The organism is Aliiroseovarius sp. D2-2 (assembly GCF_055809455.1).
The window spans coordinates 2,844,278-2,859,249 of sequence record NZ_CM147913.1 but is presented as its reverse complement, the minus strand read 5'-3'; the positions used below and the strand labels follow the sequence as shown (position 1 = coordinate 2,859,249).

Here is a 14,972-nt window from a genome sequence, read left to right as displayed (position 1 = left end):
CCTCTTCCCGTTTCGCGGGATATGCCCCATGAAACGCGGGAAATTCCCTTAAGGCAAGGAAAGAACGTTTCGTTATCTCCCCTTTGATTTTCTGCGTCGCAGCATTATATTGGCGAGAAGCGAAGTGGATCAGGGAGGGGAAACCATGAGCGCCTCGGCCAAAGTAACAGCACCGACGCCGTCGGATATTCGTAGTCGCAAAGGGGGCACGCCGCTGGTGGTGCTGACTGCCTATGCGACGCCCACCGCCCAGATGATGGACGCCCATTGTGACATGGTTCTTGTGGGCGACAGCGTTGGCATGGTTGTGCATGGCCTGCCTGATACGCTGGGCGTGACAATGGACATGATGTGTCTGCATGGTGCTGCTGTTAAGCGCGGTCTTAAGCAATCGATGATGATCGTGGACATGCCTTTCGGGTCCTACGAAGAAAGCCCAGAGCAAGCCTTTCGCAATGCGGCCCGTTTGATGCGCGAAACAGGGGCTGCGGCTGTTAAGCTTGAGGGCGGTGTCTCTATGGCGGAAACCATCCGCTTCCTGACAAGTCGCTCGATCCCTGTCATGGCCCATGTGGGTTTGACGCCGCAGGCGATTAACACACTTGGTGGCTACAAAGTTCAGGGTCGTGGTGAAGACCGCGACCGTGTAATGGGAGATGCGAAAGCCGTGGAGGAGGCAGGAGCCTTTTCGGTCGTGCTTGAGAAAGTTCCTGAAAGCCTTGCGAACGAAATTACCGAAGCAGTTTCGATCCCTACCATCGGCATCGGCGCCTCTGCACAATGTGACGGGCAAGTGCTGGTTGTGGATGACATGCTGGGCTTGTTTACAGCATTCAAACCGAAATTCGCCAAGCGATACGCAACCTTGGCCGAGGATGGCGAAAAAGCCATTGCTGAATACGCGGAAGAAGTGCGAAACCGCAGCTTCCCGGCGCCTGAGCACGTCTTTGCAGATGAGGTCAAAAAGAAATGAAGATCATCCGTTCCAAGGACGAGTTGCGCACCCTGCGCCGCAGCTGGATTTTCAAAGGAGAGCGCGTGGCCGTCGTGCCCACGATGGGCGCTCTGCATGCCGGCCATCTGTCTTTGGTGGAAGAGGCAAAGAAGCACGCTGACCGTGTTATCGTCACGATCTTCGTGAACCCAAAACAGTTCAACAATCCGGGCGACTTGGATAACTACCCCCGAACCGAAGAAGACGATGCAGAAAAGCTGGCGCCCTATGGCGTGGATGCGCTGTATGCGCCCACGCCTGATCAGATTTACCCCGAAGGCTTTGCGACCAATGTTCGTGTGTCGGGCCTGACCGAAGATCTGGAAGGCGCTCATCGTCCCGGCCATTTCGATGGTGTCGCAACTGTGGTCTCAAAACTGTTTTTGCAGTCACGCGCGGATGTGGCCTGCTTTGGTCAGAAAGACTATCAGCAGATGTTGTTGGTGCGTCGCTTGTCCGAAGATTTGGACATCGAGACCGAAGTGATCGGCTGCCCCACGATCCGTGAAGACGATGGGTTGGCGATGTCATCGCGCAATGTGCATCTCAGTCCAAAGGAACGCAAAATCGCGCCCGTGATGATCAATGCGATGCGCAAGGCGGCAAAGGCCATTCAGCGCGGCGCTGAGGTGCGTGTTGTTTTGGACAGTGCAGTGGCCCAGATCGAAAACGCGGGCTATCAGAAGGTCGAGTATCTGGAACTGCGCGACGCCGAGACTTTGGCCCCCGTTTCGGATTTGAAACGTCCCGCTAGGCTGTTGGCCGCCGCAATGTTGGGTGAAGTCCGCCTGATTGATAATATCGAGGTTTAGTCAGCGCTGCCCGTGATCGGCACGATGTTCTTTGCGGATCACCAGCTTTAGTCCGGACCAGACCGCGTCCACCGCACAGACCTTCACATCAACCAAAGTGGTTTTCAGGGCTGTGTCACGTATGGCGTCCTCGGCCATGTCCGTGGGCACCTTGGATGCTTTCTTGGGCCAAGACATCCAGATCATGCCATCCTTGTCGAGCGCTGAAAGCAGCTGGGGCAGGGCGGCTTCGAAAGTTGCGCGATCATCGGTGAACATGTGGATCACGTCATATGGACCCATAAGACCTTCGGGCGTTGTATCGTCCACGGCAATGAACGCGCGGCTGGTTGTAAGGTAATCTTGTGCGGCAGGACGATTTACCCAAGCAACGCGTTGCCCGTCCTTAAGGCCAAGTTTCTTTTCAAGTGGAGTGCCGGAATAGCCTGTCATGTCGTCAGGATATGTCCTGCCAGCCCCAGCGCAAAGCCCAGAATAGCGCCCAACGGGGGTGTCCAGTTACGCTCGATTGGAAGTTCAGGTGCGATGTCCTGAAACATCAAATACAAGATGCCGCCGGCCGAGAAGAGCATCAGCCAGCCAAGGATCACCGGGGCGGCTGAAAGCATCGTCATGCCGATCATTGCAGCAATCGGACCCATTGGAACAAGCAACGCGAACAGGGCCAGTCGCTTGCCGCGTGGCATTTGGCTACCTGCTTCCAGCTCTCTGTCTGCGTTGAAACCTTCGGGTAGGTTTTGTGCGCCGATTAGGGCAGCCAGCAGTACGGCAAGTTTAGGTTCGGCCGTTATCACCGCCCCCAGTGCAATGGTTTCGGGGATGAAGTCCATCAACATGGCCATGAATTGCGCACGTGAACCGCCCGTGCGTGACATGGCGATGTCGACGATCAGCGCAGCAAGTGCACCCAATAGTAAGGGTGCAAGTGCAGGCAAGCCGGAAACACGATCGAGCCCTTCAGGGATAAGAACAAGTGCAACGGCCGACAAAAGCGCGCCAGCGCCAAACGCCATGATCCAATGATTGGCCTGATCACGAAGCTTTCCGGGAAACAGGCCATCAAACCGCGCAAGCCAAGCCCCAAAAGGAATGGCCGCCCCGGCAAGGGCGGCCAATAAGATTGCATCGCTAAGGCCCTGCATCACAGGTGACGTTCGACCATCATTTTCTTGATCGAAGCAATCGCCTTGGCCGGGTTAAGGCCTTTCGGGCAGGTCTTCGAGCAGTTCATGATCGTGTGGCAACGGTAAAGCTTGAAGGATCTTCCAGCTCGTCAAGACGCTCGCCAGTGGCTTCGTCGCGGCTGTCGATGATCCAGCGATAGGCGTGCAGCAGAGCGGCTGGCCCAAGGTATTTGTCGCCATTCCACCAGTAGCTCGGGCAGGATGTCGAGCAGCTGGCGCACATCACGCATTCATAAAGACCGTCGAGTTTCTTGCGATCCTCAATCGACTGCTTCCACTCTTTCGCGGGGCGGTTGGTCTTGGTCTCAAGCCACGGCATGATGGATGCATGCTGAGCGTAGAAATGTGTCAGATCAGGGATCAGATCTTTCACAACCGGCATGTGCGGCAGCGGATAGATCTTCACGTCGCCCTTGATCTCGTCCATCCCGTAAATACAGGCCAGAGTGTTGATCCCGTCGATATTCATCGCACAAGAGCCACAGATGCCTTCACGGCACGAACGGCGGAAGGTCAGGGTCGGATCAACCTCGTTCTTGATCTTGATCAGCGCGTCCAGAACCATCGGCCCGCAGGCGTCCATATCCAGAAAATAGGTGTCGACCCGCGGGTTTTCACCGTCATCCGGGTTCCAGCGATAGATCTGGAACTTGCGGACGTTCGAACCCTCGGGCTTCGGCCATGTTTTACCAACGCGGACGGTTGAGTTCTTGGGGAGTTTGAATTGTACCATCTTCTCTTCTCCTTAGAACGTCCGCGCTTTGGGCGCGATTTTCTTGAGGTTGATACCGCCTTCGGCCTCGGTCGACAGCGGGTCAGTGATGACCGGACGATATGTCAGGTCAACCTTGTTGCCATCAACGCGGCTGACGGTGTGAACACGCCACTTCTTGTCGTCACGATCCGGGAAGTCCTCGTGCGCGTGCGCGCCGCGGCTTTCTTCGCGTGCTTCTGCACCGTGAATGGTTGCCAGAGCGTTCGGCATCAGGTTTGCCAATTCCAGCGTCTCCATCAGGTCCGAGTTCCAGACCAGCGAACGATCGGTGACGGCCAGGTCGTCCATCTTGGCGGCGACAGCGGTCATCTTCTCGACGCCTTCTTTCATGGTCTTGGCGGTACGGAAAACGGCGGCGTCAGCCTGCATGGTCTTCTGCATCTCAAGACGAAGCTCGGCGGTGGGCACAGTGCCCTTCGCGTTGCGCAGACCGTCGAAACGATCAAAGGCAGCATCAACCGAAGGCTGGTTCAGCACTGGGTTGGCGCTGTCTGCGTCCACAACCTTACCGGCGCGGATCGCGGCGGCGCGGCCAAAGACCACAAGGTCAATAAGCGAGTTGGAGCCAAGACGGTTCGCACCGTGCACAGACGCACAGCCCGCTTCACCAACGGCCATCAGGCCAGGCACGACAGCGGTTGGGTCTTTCGCGGTCGGGTTCAGCACTTCACCCCAATAGTTCGTGGGAATGCCGCCCATATTATAGTGAACGGTCGGCAGAACCGGGATCGGTTCCTTGTTCACATCAACACCTGCAAAGATTTTGGCGCTTTCCGAGATGCCGGGCAGACGCTCGGCCAAGGCTTCGGGGGGCAGGTGGTCTAGATGCAGGAAGATGTGATCACCCTCTGCGCCCACACCGCGCCCTTCGCGGATTTCCATGGTCATGGACCGGGAAACATAATCGCGTGGCGCAAGGTCTTTATACTGGGGCGCGTAGCGCTCCATAAACCGTTCGCCTTCGCTGTTCACCAGATAGCCACCTTCGCCGCGTGCACCTTCGGTGATCAAGCAGCCCGAACCGTAAATGCCGGTCGGGTGGAACTGAACGAACTCCATATCTTGCAAAGCCAGACCTGCGCGCGCCACCATGCCGCCACCGTCGCCGGTGCAGGTGTGGGCCGAGGTGGCCGAGAAGAAAGCGCGTCCGTAACCGCCAGTGGCCAGAACGACCATCTTGGCGTTGAAGACGTGCATGGTACCATCATCAAGCTTCCAGCAAACAACACCCTGACACTCGCCATCTTCTGACATGATCAGGTCAATGGCGAAGTACTCGACATAAAACTCAGCGTTATTCTTCAGCGACTGGCCATACAGCGTGTGCAGGATCGCGTGACCGGTCCGGTCAGCGGCAGCGCAGGTCCGCTGCACGGCAGGGCCTTCACCAAATTCAGTGGTGTGGCCACCAAACGGGCGCTGATAAATCTTGCCCTCTTCGGTGCGCGAGAATGGAACGCCGTAGTGCTCCAGCTCGTAAACCGCTTTGGGGGCTTCACGTGCAAGGTATTCCATTGCATCCGTGTCGCCCAGCCAATCCGAGCCCTTTACGGTGTCGTACATGTGCCACTGCCAGTTATCCGGGCCCATGTTGGACAGGGACGCGGCGATGCCGCCCTGCGCGGCCACGGTGTGCGAGCGTGTCGGGAAGACTTTGGTCACACAAGCGGTGCGCAGACCTTGTTCGGCCATGCCAAGCGTGGCCCGAAGACCGGCGCCACCGGCACCGACCACGACCACGTCATATTCGTGTGTTTCGTATTCGTAAGCTGCCATTTGGGTTGCTCTCCGGTCTTAAAAGGCGATGCGGGCAAGGCCATACAGGCCGATTGCCAAAATTGTGTAAGCCAGCGCTGTGCAGACGATCACAAGGACCTTCTTCGTCACACCGCGCGAGTAGTCCTCGATCACCACCTGAATGCCGTGACGGAAGTGAACCATGGCGGTCACAAGAGTCATGGCGGCAATGATGGCGGGGAAGGGGCGTTGGTAATAGGCGATAGCCTCGTCATACGGCATGCCAAGCGCGTGGCCAAAGGTCAGCGCGAACAGCGGCATCAGAATCAGAAGGCCAACAGCCGAAATAGCTTGGCCCCAGAAATGCGCGGTGCCGGATCCGGCGGACCCTTTGCCTACGGCGCGTTTGCGGTCGGTAAGATAGCTCATGTTTGTCTCCCTTACACGATCACGGCGACAAGGATCGCCAGAATGACGGACCCGAAGATGACCCCAAGGCCCATCTTCTCAGCCGTTTCAACTTCAAGTCCTAGGCCGATGTCCCAAACTAAGTGACGAAGGCCGGACAGTGCGTGATAGCAAAGCGCCCAAAGCGCCAGGAACATGACAATGTCCCCGATGAACGAGGTCATCAGACCGTTCACGATATCATAGTAACCAGCACCCATCGCGGCGGCAAAGAACCACCAAACGACCAATACCGCAGCACCAAGCAGAGCCACACCAGTGATCCGTGCAAAGATCGAGGTGATGGAGGTCAGCTGCGGGCGGTATACTTGCAGATGCGGGGAAAGAGGGCGGTTGCCTCTGTTCACGTCGGCCATGGCGGCCTCCTTCTGTCTATTTCGACTTTAACGACAGGAATAGCGCCCTTTGCGACCAAGAGTCACGCGAGTTCCGCAGCATTTATGATGAATTTTGCGCTAACAGAGACGAAAACGGCACGTTGTGATCACGCAATTTAGAAATGTGATCACAATCCGGTCGCGATGATACTCCGAGTGAAATTGTCGGAGATTAGTCCTGATTGTGGAGTTGGTTAACGGCAATCCCAGCAGGAAAGAATGGATATCGAACAAACGAGGGCTTGTTATAGAACTTCGGTGAAACGGTCAGGAACGCTCAGGCGCACTTCCTCGTCAACTTTTCCGAAGGTCATGGTCCATCCGGGCGCGTTGATTTTAGTTCTGGGTTCTCGGATCACGTTGTTGCGCATTGCATCCCAAAACTGAGGGACCGCCTTGTCCAGTTCAAGGATTGGCATCGCGGCAGACTGTCGATTCCGGTTCTGATACCGTTTCATATGCTTGGACCAAAAACCCTTAGAACGTTGATGTGCAGCATCTAAGTGCGGATTATCCACGAAGCTGGCAAGTCTCAGCCGACCGATTTCTTCATTAATAGTTCGATCAGCAAAGTGTAGGTGCACCAGATAGGCATCCTGCGCGAGCATTGGATAGTGGCTGGAATAATGGAAACCGGCTGCGAACTCAATCTGATCTGAAACGATCACGGGTTTGCAGAATTGATAGCGGCATCGTGCGAGATTGCGCTGTGCAAAAATCGGGCGGTCCATATCCAAGGGGCCGGCCTCTGGTGCGTCTAACAAGTCCAGATTGAACGGTTTCAGCGATCGGTTTAGCCCGCGATTGGCTTCGACATAATCAATAAGCTGCCCGCCCTTGGCAGGATCAATGATAACCATTTCATCGACGTCGCCAACGATTACAGTTTTGAATTCTGCCAAAAGGAATGACACTGTACCCGCTGCGAGATCAGACTTGCGACGCGCAAAAAAGGCATCGACACGGCTACGGGGCAACCCAAAAATTCTGCAGCCTTCTGCCACACGGGACACCATCGGATCCTCGCCGTGGGCAAACACAAATAAGTTCTCACGGCCAAGTTGCTTTCCGTAATACTCAACCCACTTTTTCAGATAGGCTTCCTCGTTCCAGACGAAAGTCACAACTGCAAGAGGTTTGCGTGTATCATTCTCGATGATCGGCGGGGCAGTTGGTCGAGCCATTTGGCCAAGATGCATATGCTTGCTAAGGCTTACAGCCCGTGAAGCAAGACGTTTCCATTGGGTCATGTGGCGAGTCCCGTTTTCAAGTCGATAAATGAGTTTTCGGGTGATGTGTGCCAGAACCGATGAAACTTGACCACAGACCAATCCTAAAAAGGAAACTCGAGAACGGTCTTTTATAGGGCGTCGGCCAATTGATGCGAGTAACAACTGATACTACTCGCAGATCAATCCATGCGTCACCTATTTCGGCATCAACGCCCAATAGTCCAGATCCAGCATAACTTCGGGCAGGTATTTCCCGTCTTCGCCCTTCAACGCAAATTCCGGCGCGCCGTGTTTTACGGCCACCAGGCGTAAACGGACCGCTCCGACACCGGGCGCGTCTGTATCCGCCTTGTCCAGAACCTCGGACCAAGCACGGATAGTATCACCCGAGAAACAGGGGTTCGCGTGTGCACCGCCATTCAAGCCGACGATCATCTGTGCGTTGGCAAGGCCGTTAAAGGACAGCGTACGCGCCATCGAAATCACGTGCCCACCATAAATCAAGCGTTGCCCATCGGGGCGGAAAGTGGCGTCGAAATGCACTTTGGCCGTGTTCTGCCACAAGCGGGTGGCCATCATATGCTCGGCCTCTTCGACCGTCACACCATCCACGTGGTCGATTTTCTCGCCGACCTCGTAATCACCCCAACGATGAGGTTCGCCGGCCAGGGTGAAGTCGTAGTCTTCGAATGACAGCCCTTCGGGGATCGAAAGATCACCTACATCAAGCGCGCCTTTCAATTCTGGGATCACAGTCTCGGGTGCAGGGGCGTCCAGATTTCCTTTGCGCACCATCACCCAGCGCACATATTCCATCACCGGCTCGCCCACTTGGTTGAACCCACGCGTGCGTACCCAAACAACACCCGATTTACCGTTGGAGTTCTGCTTCAGCCCGATCACCTCGGATTGCGATCGCAGCGTGTCGCCGGGATAAATGGGTTTCAACCAACGTCCCTCGGCATAACCAAGGTTCGCAACAGCGTTCAGAGAAATGTCGGGGACGGTTTTCCCAAACACGACGTGAAACGCAATCAAGTCATCAATCGGAGAGCCTTCTAAGCCGCAAGCCCCAGCAAATTCGTCCGAGGAATAAAGCGCATGCCGGGCGGGGTAGAGCGCATGATAAAGCGCGCGTTCGCCTTCGGCCACTGTACGCGGTACGGCATGGTCGATCACGTCGCCCAGCTTGTAATCCTCGAAAAAACGTCCGGGGTTGGTCTTAGCCATCAAAGCTCTCCAATTTTATGTCGGGGTTGTGTGCTGGGCAATTGTGCGATGCCCAGCTCACCAATTTGTGCGTTTGCGCCGTGTCACCAAACGCGGTGACGAATTCAGATACCACGGCGCGCAAATGCTTCATGTCACGTACCAAATGGGCTGGGACCGACCAGACCATGAATGTAACCAATGATCACCAGCAGAAGGATTGAGATGGCAAAGAACATGGCGTCTTTCGCAATCTTCCCTTTGGGATTTAGCTGCCAATCTGGTTCTGCGCGGTTGATCACGATCATTTCAAGAACGGCCCAAACCGTCAGCGCACCGAACAAGATCAACGAGGCTTGGTCCGGGTTAACCATCATATGAGCCACGGCCCAGATGATGAAGCCGGTCAGCATTGGGTGGCGCATCTTGTAAAACAGCGCCCCTTTCGACGGTCCGGGGCTGGTGAAATACAAAGCGATCAGCACCAGCAGATTATTCAGATGCTTCAATGCGGGTGGGTAAGTCCAGAAATCGTTGCTCTCGATGAGGCGGTAGCCGATCACCATTAGGACAATACTAATGACTATCAGGATTGCTGAGAAACCCTTTGCCCGTTGACCCATATTTGCATGTGGGCCGGGTAGGGCGCGTTTCCAGAAGTGGCCTACATACCATAGTACAAGGCCGAAAATTAGAAGTGTCATAGCTAGAGTCCTTTGACAGGGGCGTCAGCCCTCCATCGCGGTGATGGCATCGGCTTTGGCCAAAATGGATTTTGCCGTCTCAACATGCAGGTTTTCGACGATTTTACCATCCACAACAGCGACGCCTTGGCCGGATGCTTCTGCTTCTTCGAAAGCAGCGATTTGGCGCTGGGCCAATTCAATCTCGGCCTCGGACGGAGCGAAGGCTTCATTTGCGATTGCAAGCTGCGCGGGGTGGATCAGCGTTTTGCCATCCATGCCCATGTCGCGGCCTTGATCGCATTCGACTTTTAAGCCCTCATCATCCTTGAAAGCGTTATAGACCCCGTCAATGATCACGACCCCATGGGCCTTGGCGGCGATCAAGCACATATGCAGCCCACCCATCATGGGCAGACGGTCAGAGCGGAAGCGGGTGTTCAGCTCTTTCGCCAGATCGTTTGTGCCCATGACAAAGCCCTTTAGGCGGGGATGCGCTGCAATCTCAGCGGCGTTCAACATGCCGATGGGGGTTTCCATCATCGCCCACAGATCCACATCCGGGATCAGCGCGGCCAGTTCATCCAATTGCGCGGCGGAGCCTACTTTCGGCATCAGGATAGCGTCGATGTCTGCGCCCACGAAGGCCGCCACGTCATCCTTGCCCCATTCTGTGTCGAACCCGTTGATGCGTACGATCTTAGCGCGGTTGCCATAACCGCCTTTGTCGATCTCGGCTTTCAGAATGGCGCGTGCTTCAACCTTGGCCTCCGGCGCTACTGCGTCCTCAAGATCAAAAATGATGGCGTCAGCTTGCAGGCCACGGGCCTTTTCCAACGCGCGCGCTTTCGAGCCGGGAATGTAAAGGACGGAACGATAGGGGCGTGTGGTCATGATTCTGTGTCTCCGCAATATTGTTGCGCAAGGGATCACATTTGCGCACCAAACCGCAAGGTAAACTTTGCCGCAACGCAGAAATTTTTCGGACTTCATCGTCAATTGGGCTTCGTGATCGGCACGTTAACCACTTCTTTGATTTCAGGGCGCAGGCTTCCCTGACAACCGCCGAGTGACGGAAGGGTCCACAGTTGGCCACTGATGCAATGGAATGCAGCTCGCGCGACACGGAACACGGCCCTGATGCCCCGGTACGCCGGATGGCCCAGCAGATCGGCCCATTTGAAAGGACAGATCCATGAAGCAGGATATACTGGCCCTTAGTCTGGGTGTCGCCGCGATCCTTCTGTCAGCAGGACAGCTGCAAGCCCAGAACGCGAGCCGCTGTGCGGATCGAACGGCTGTGATGCAACGCTTAACCGAAACCTATGGCGAAACGCGGCAATCCATCGGGCTGGCGTCGGACCGTCAGGTGGTCGAGGTCTTTGCCTCACCTGAAAGCGGCACTTGGACCATCACGGTCACCACGCCGCAGGGTGTAACCTGTCTAATCGCTGCTGGCCGCGGATATGAGCAACTGAATGAAGAGCTGATACCAACACGGCTGGGAAAACCGGTTTAGGTCAGCCCTTCCCAGATCAGCTTCGTCCCAGTGAGAATCAAGAACAGATAGGTGAAGCCAAAAAACAGCCGCTCTGACATCTTGTGGTGCAGATGCACACCTATCCAGACACCGATAACGGCAAAGGGGATCAGCAAAAGATCAGCCTTTGCCGTTTGCCACGTGAAAATCCCCAAGGCGAAGTAGGGGACAAACTTCATCAGATTGATCGCCCAAAAACTGATAACCGTAGTGGCTTGAAACGTCGTTTTGTCTAACCGTCGCGATAACAGATAGACAGCGGCAGGCGGTCCCCCTGCATGGCTGATAAAACTGGTGAAGCCAGCGATCATACCCCAAAAAGCGCCAACCGGACCGGTCATGGGGTTTTGGGCAGGGGGGATCCAGCCCCTTGCGCGCGCCATTTGGAACAGGACGAATCCGACCGCAATCAACCCGATCAGCAATCGAAACACGTCGGGATTGGCAATTGTATAAAGCGCGGCCCCTATCGCCACGCCCGGTGCAGCCCCAAGTATCAGCGCCCAAGCGGACGGGCTGTCCCACTTGCGCCAATAGGGCTTTAGGGCAGTCACATCCATGAGCATCAAAAGCGGAAGCATCAGTCCGATAGCCGCACCTGGTTCCAGAATCAGCGCAAGCAAAGGAGTCGCCGCAAAAGCGGCACCAGAGCCGAAGCCACCCTTCGAAATCCCGGCAAAGATCACCGCCGGGATTGCAAAGGCAAAGAAAGTGAGGTCCAAAACCTCGGGCATCTGAAATCCTTCAAAAGTCTGGAAAATGGGCGCTTTAGCGCTACCGTCTGTCGCATTCTGTTGCAAGCCCAGTGTGATGCCGCAGCGCAGCGCCCTTGCGCGAAAGGCACTTTAGGACTAGGCATGCGCCCGAAAACAACTGATCGGAGATCACACTCATGGCCAGACCCAAGATTGCGCTTATCGGTAGCGGCATGATCGGTGGCACACTTGCTCACCTTGCTGCACTCAAAGAAATGGGCGACGTCGTCCTCTTTGATATTGCAGACGGCATCCCACAGGGTAAAGCACTCGACATCGCGGAAAGCGGTCCTGTTGAAGGGTTCGACGCAGCCCTTTCGGGGACCACCTCATATGCAGATATCGCTGGTGCCGACGTTTGTATCGTGACCGCTGGCGTTCCGCGCAAGCCGGGCATGAGCCGCGATGACCTGCTGGGCATCAACCTGAAAGTCATGAAATCGGTCGGCGAAGGCATCAAAGAAAATGCCCCGAACGCATTCGTGATCTGCATCACCAACCCGCTGGACGCCATGGTTTGGGCGCTGCGCGAGTTCTCGGGCCTGCCGCACAACAAGGTTGTGGGTATGGCTGGCGTGCTGGATTCAGCCCGCTTCCGCCACTTCCTGTCGGTCGAATTCGACGTCTCCATGCGCGATGTGAATGCATTCGTTCTGGGTGGACACGGCGACACGATGGTTCCGTTGCCCCGTTATTCGACTGTTGGCGGCATTCCTTTGCCTGACCTCGTCAAGATGGGTTGGACCAGCCAAGAGAAACTGGACGCGATTGTTCAGCGCACCCGTGACGGTGGCGCTGAAATCGTTGGCCTGCTGAAAACCGGCTCGGCTTATTACGCCCCAGCGGCCTCGGCGATTGAAATGGCTCAGGCTTACCTGAACGACCAGAAACGCGTGCTGCCTTGTGCAGCTTACGTTGATGGCGCTTACGGCCTTGACGGTTTCTATGTTGGTGTTCCGACAGTGATCGGCGCCAACGGCATCGAGAAGGTCATCGACATTGATCTGAGCAAAGATGAGCAAGCCATGTTCGACAAATCTGTCGACGCGGTGAAGGGTCTTGTCGAAGCCTGTAAGGGCATCGACAGCTCACTGGCGTAAGTCAGCAATCTAAAAAGTATTGAGTGCGCCTCCAGTTTTGGGGGCGCATTTTTTTGTGTGGGCCAGATCAGACCCTGACGGCCTAAGATCGAATTGGTGATCCTTTCAACTGGCATCTATTGGTCGAGAGGCGCACACGTTCTATGTAGTGTCGGTTTCGCCAATTTGAGATTCGCAAATGAGATGCAGAGTGGCAATTTGGCTTTTTGTGATCACACTTTTTGCGCTGTGATCACAAAATCTGCGAGATTGGACGAAAATCAGCCATTTTGTTAAAAAACATTTCAGCCTTCTGTTTCACTTGTGCATCTTGTCCGGGACCCATTGGACCAACTGGATAGGATGATTTCATGAACATTCATGAATACCAGGCGAAGGCCCTTCTGAAATCCTACGGCGCCCCCGTTTCGGACGGCCGCGTTGTATTGAGAGCAGAAGACGCCAAAACAGCCGCAGGTGAACTCGACGGACCGCTTTGGGTGGTCAAAGCCCAAATTCACGCAGGCGGTCGCGGCAAAGGTTCCTTTAAGGAAGCTGACGCTGGCGAAAAAGGCGGTGTGCGCCTGACCAAATCGGTTGAAGAAGCCGCTGAGGAAGCCAAGAAAATGCTGGGCCGCACCCTTGTGACCCACCAAACCGGCCCCGCTGGTAAGCAAGTGAACCGCATCTACATCGAAGCCGGTTCCGGCATCGAGCGTGAGCTTTATCTTGCTCTGCTGGTTGATCGCCAGACCTCGCGCATTTCGTTTGTCTGCTCCACCGAAGGCGGCATGGACATCGAGGAAGTGGCCGAGGCCACCCCCGAAAAGATCCTCAGCTTCTCGGTTGATCCGGCAACGGGTTACCAAGGCTTCCACGGCCGCCGCATCGCGTTTGCGCTGGGCCTTGAAGGCGCACAAGTCAAACAGTGTGTCGCCCTGATGGGTAAGCTTTACAAAGCGTTCACCGCAAAAGACATGGAGATGCTGGAGATTAACCCGCTGATCGTGTCAGACGCCGGTGACATCAAAGTGCTGGACGCTAAGGTCAGCTTTGACGGCAACGCGCTTTATCGTCATTCCGACATCTCGGAACTTCGTGACGTGACCGAGGAAGACGCGAAAGAGCTGGAAGCCTCGAAATACGATCTGAACTACATCACTTTGGACGGCGAAATTGGCTGCATGGTGAACGGTGCAGGTCTGGCGATGGCCACCATGGACATCATCAAGCTTTACGGCGCAGAGCCTGCCAACTTCTTGGACGTTGGTGGCGGTGCGACCAAAGAGAAAGTGACCGAAGCCTTCAAGATCATCACCTCGGACCCCAACGTGAAGGGCATCCTTGTGAACATCTTCGGCGGTATCATGCGTTGTGACGTCATCGCCGAAGGCGTGGTTGCAGCCGTGAAAGAAGTGGGCCTGAAGGTTCCGCTGGTCGTACGTCTGGAAGGCACCAATGTGGAAGCCGGAAAAGACATCATCAACAACTCAGACGTTGATGTGATCGCTGCCGACAACCTGTCGGACGGTGCAGAGAAAATCGTGAAAGCGGTGAAGGGCTGATGAAAGCAACCATCGCAATTCTTTCCATCTTCCTGACCGCGACATCTGCGAATGCCAAGAGCCTAGCAGATCGTGCAGCGGAGGTTTTCGAGAAAGCGTGTCTTTCTAAACCTGTGCTGGCGCTTGGGAATGGATCGAATGCCGGGGATGGAGCTGCTGCTGTGAACCACGTGGGTGATGTATTCGCTCAGTATGACGCAAAGGGTACAGCTAAGGGTTTGGCTGGAAGGCCAACTTACAAGCTGAGCAGTTCGCGGACACAAGGCAAATTTTCTTGCCATGTAAGTTCAAAACATCTTACGGCACGCGACGTTGTCAAACGGTTCAACCGCTTAGTGAAAATCGCAGGAAGTGGAGCTAAACCAACATTTATAGGACCGGCAAAGTTCGATGATAACCCTACGCGGTTCATCAAAGGCAAGCGCGCGGAATTCGAAAGTGAGGGTCGCAAGCTGCAGCTTGAGCTCTTTTACTACAAATCTGCAAAAGGTCCTGTTGGTTCTCTCTTCTTGACGCTTGAGCATAAGGCTTCTCGTTAATTCGAGGCCGCAACTAAGGAGAC

Annotated in this window: 16 protein-coding genes and 1 pseudogene; 6 read left to right on the top strand and 11 right to left on the bottom strand. The window is 55.4% G+C overall.

Annotated elements, in window-relative coordinates:
- The first annotated feature begins 145 nt into the window (after positions 1-145).
- Both panB and panC read left to right on the top strand, forming a co-directional pair.
- Positions 146-973 (top strand): 3-methyl-2-oxobutanoate hydroxymethyltransferase, encoded by an 828-nt coding sequence (panB, locus tag AC0L6A_RS14035; protein ID WP_473290909.1) that lies wholly within the window; start codon positions 146-148, stop codon positions 971-973.
- Positions 970-1,806, top strand: a complete 837-nt coding sequence (gene panC / locus AC0L6A_RS14030) for a pantoate--beta-alanine ligase (protein ID WP_473290908.1) — start codon at positions 970-972, stop codon at positions 1,804-1,806. The genes panB and panC overlap by 4 nt, the downstream gene beginning before the upstream one ends.
- On the opposite strand, the gene AC0L6A_RS14025 is transcribed toward panC, so the two are convergent.
- From AC0L6A_RS14025 to AC0L6A_RS13980, 10 genes and pseudogenes are all read right to left on the bottom strand, one after another.
- Positions 1,807-2,238: a hypothetical protein gene (locus AC0L6A_RS14025; protein WP_473290906.1), complete on the bottom strand. Its 432-nt coding sequence runs from the start codon at positions 2,236-2,238 to the stop codon at positions 1,807-1,809.
- On the bottom strand, positions 2,235-2,948 hold the full coding sequence (locus AC0L6A_RS14020) for a ZIP family metal transporter (RefSeq protein WP_473290905.1): 714 nt from the start codon (positions 2,946-2,948) through the stop codon (positions 2,235-2,237). Before AC0L6A_RS14020 ends, AC0L6A_RS14025 begins: the two co-directional genes overlap by 4 nt.
- Positions 2,948-3,723: pseudogene (locus AC0L6A_RS14015) on the bottom strand (succinate dehydrogenase iron-sulfur subunit). Before AC0L6A_RS14015 ends, AC0L6A_RS14020 begins: the two are co-directional and overlap by 1 nt.
- 12 nt (positions 3,724-3,735) lie before the next feature.
- Entirely contained in the window at positions 3,736-5,541 is a 1,806-nt protein-coding gene (gene sdhA, locus AC0L6A_RS14010; RefSeq protein WP_473290903.1) for a succinate dehydrogenase flavoprotein subunit, read from the bottom strand.
- Between the two features lie 18 nt (positions 5,542-5,559).
- Complete coding sequence (gene sdhD / locus AC0L6A_RS14005; RefSeq protein WP_246928491.1) at positions 5,560-5,931, bottom strand: succinate dehydrogenase, hydrophobic membrane anchor protein; 372 nt, start codon at positions 5,929-5,931, stop codon at positions 5,560-5,562.
- 11 nt (positions 5,932-5,942) lie between these two features.
- A complete protein-coding gene (gene sdhC / locus AC0L6A_RS14000; protein WP_473290902.1) occupies positions 5,943-6,326 on the bottom strand; it encodes a succinate dehydrogenase, cytochrome b556 subunit in 384 nt (127 codons plus the stop codon).
- A gap of 266 nt (positions 6,327-6,592) precedes the next feature.
- Complete coding sequence (locus tag AC0L6A_RS13995; RefSeq protein ID WP_473290900.1) at positions 6,593-7,597, bottom strand: glycosyltransferase family 2 protein; 1,005 nt, start codon at positions 7,595-7,597, stop codon at positions 6,593-6,595.
- Between the two features lie 177 nt (positions 7,598-7,774).
- A complete protein-coding gene (locus AC0L6A_RS13990) occupies positions 7,775-8,809 on the bottom strand; it encodes a MaoC family dehydratase (RefSeq protein WP_473290899.1) in 1,035 nt (344 codons plus the stop codon).
- 134 nt (positions 8,810-8,943) lie between these two features.
- Positions 8,944-9,492, bottom strand: coding sequence for an NnrU family protein (locus AC0L6A_RS13985; protein WP_473290898.1), 549 nt, complete (start codon positions 9,490-9,492; stop codon positions 8,944-8,946).
- A 24-nt stretch (positions 9,493-9,516) separates the two neighbouring features.
- Positions 9,517-10,365: an HpcH/HpaI aldolase/citrate lyase family protein gene (locus tag AC0L6A_RS13980; protein ID WP_473290896.1), complete on the bottom strand. Its 849-nt coding sequence runs from the start codon at positions 10,363-10,365 to the stop codon at positions 9,517-9,519.
- 301 nt (positions 10,366-10,666) lie between these two features.
- Here AC0L6A_RS13980 and AC0L6A_RS13975 point away from each other — a divergent pair, with 301 nt between their 5' ends.
- The gene (locus AC0L6A_RS13975; protein ID WP_473290895.1) at positions 10,667-10,990 is read left to right on the top strand and encodes a hypothetical protein; all 324 of its coding nucleotides are present in this window, start codon (positions 10,667-10,669) and stop codon (positions 10,988-10,990) included.
- Here the strand turns inward: AC0L6A_RS13975 and AC0L6A_RS13970 are convergent.
- The gene (locus AC0L6A_RS13970) at positions 10,987-11,745 is read right to left on the bottom strand and encodes a sulfite exporter TauE/SafE family protein (protein WP_473290894.1); all 759 of its coding nucleotides are present in this window, start codon (positions 11,743-11,745) and stop codon (positions 10,987-10,989) included. The two genes, AC0L6A_RS13975 and AC0L6A_RS13970, sit on opposite strands and share 4 nt — an antisense overlap.
- A 158-nt stretch (positions 11,746-11,903) precedes the next feature.
- Between AC0L6A_RS13970 and mdh the strand changes: the two genes are divergently transcribed.
- From mdh to AC0L6A_RS13955, 3 genes are all read left to right on the top strand, one after another.
- On the top strand, positions 11,904-12,866 hold the full coding sequence (mdh, locus tag AC0L6A_RS13965) for a malate dehydrogenase (RefSeq protein WP_246928723.1): 963 nt from the start codon (positions 11,904-11,906) through the stop codon (positions 12,864-12,866).
- Positions 12,867-13,216: 350 nt separating this feature from the next.
- Positions 13,217-14,410 carry an ADP-forming succinate--CoA ligase subunit beta gene (sucC, locus tag AC0L6A_RS13960; RefSeq protein WP_473290892.1) on the top strand — a complete coding sequence of 398 codons (1,194 nt, stop codon included), beginning with the start codon at positions 13,217-13,219 and terminating at the stop codon, positions 14,408-14,410.
- A complete protein-coding gene (locus tag AC0L6A_RS13955; protein ID WP_473290891.1) occupies positions 14,410-14,949 on the top strand; it encodes a hypothetical protein in 540 nt (179 codons plus the stop codon). Before sucC ends, AC0L6A_RS13955 begins: the two co-directional genes overlap by 1 nt.
- The last annotated feature ends 23 nt before the right edge of the window (positions 14,950-14,972 follow it).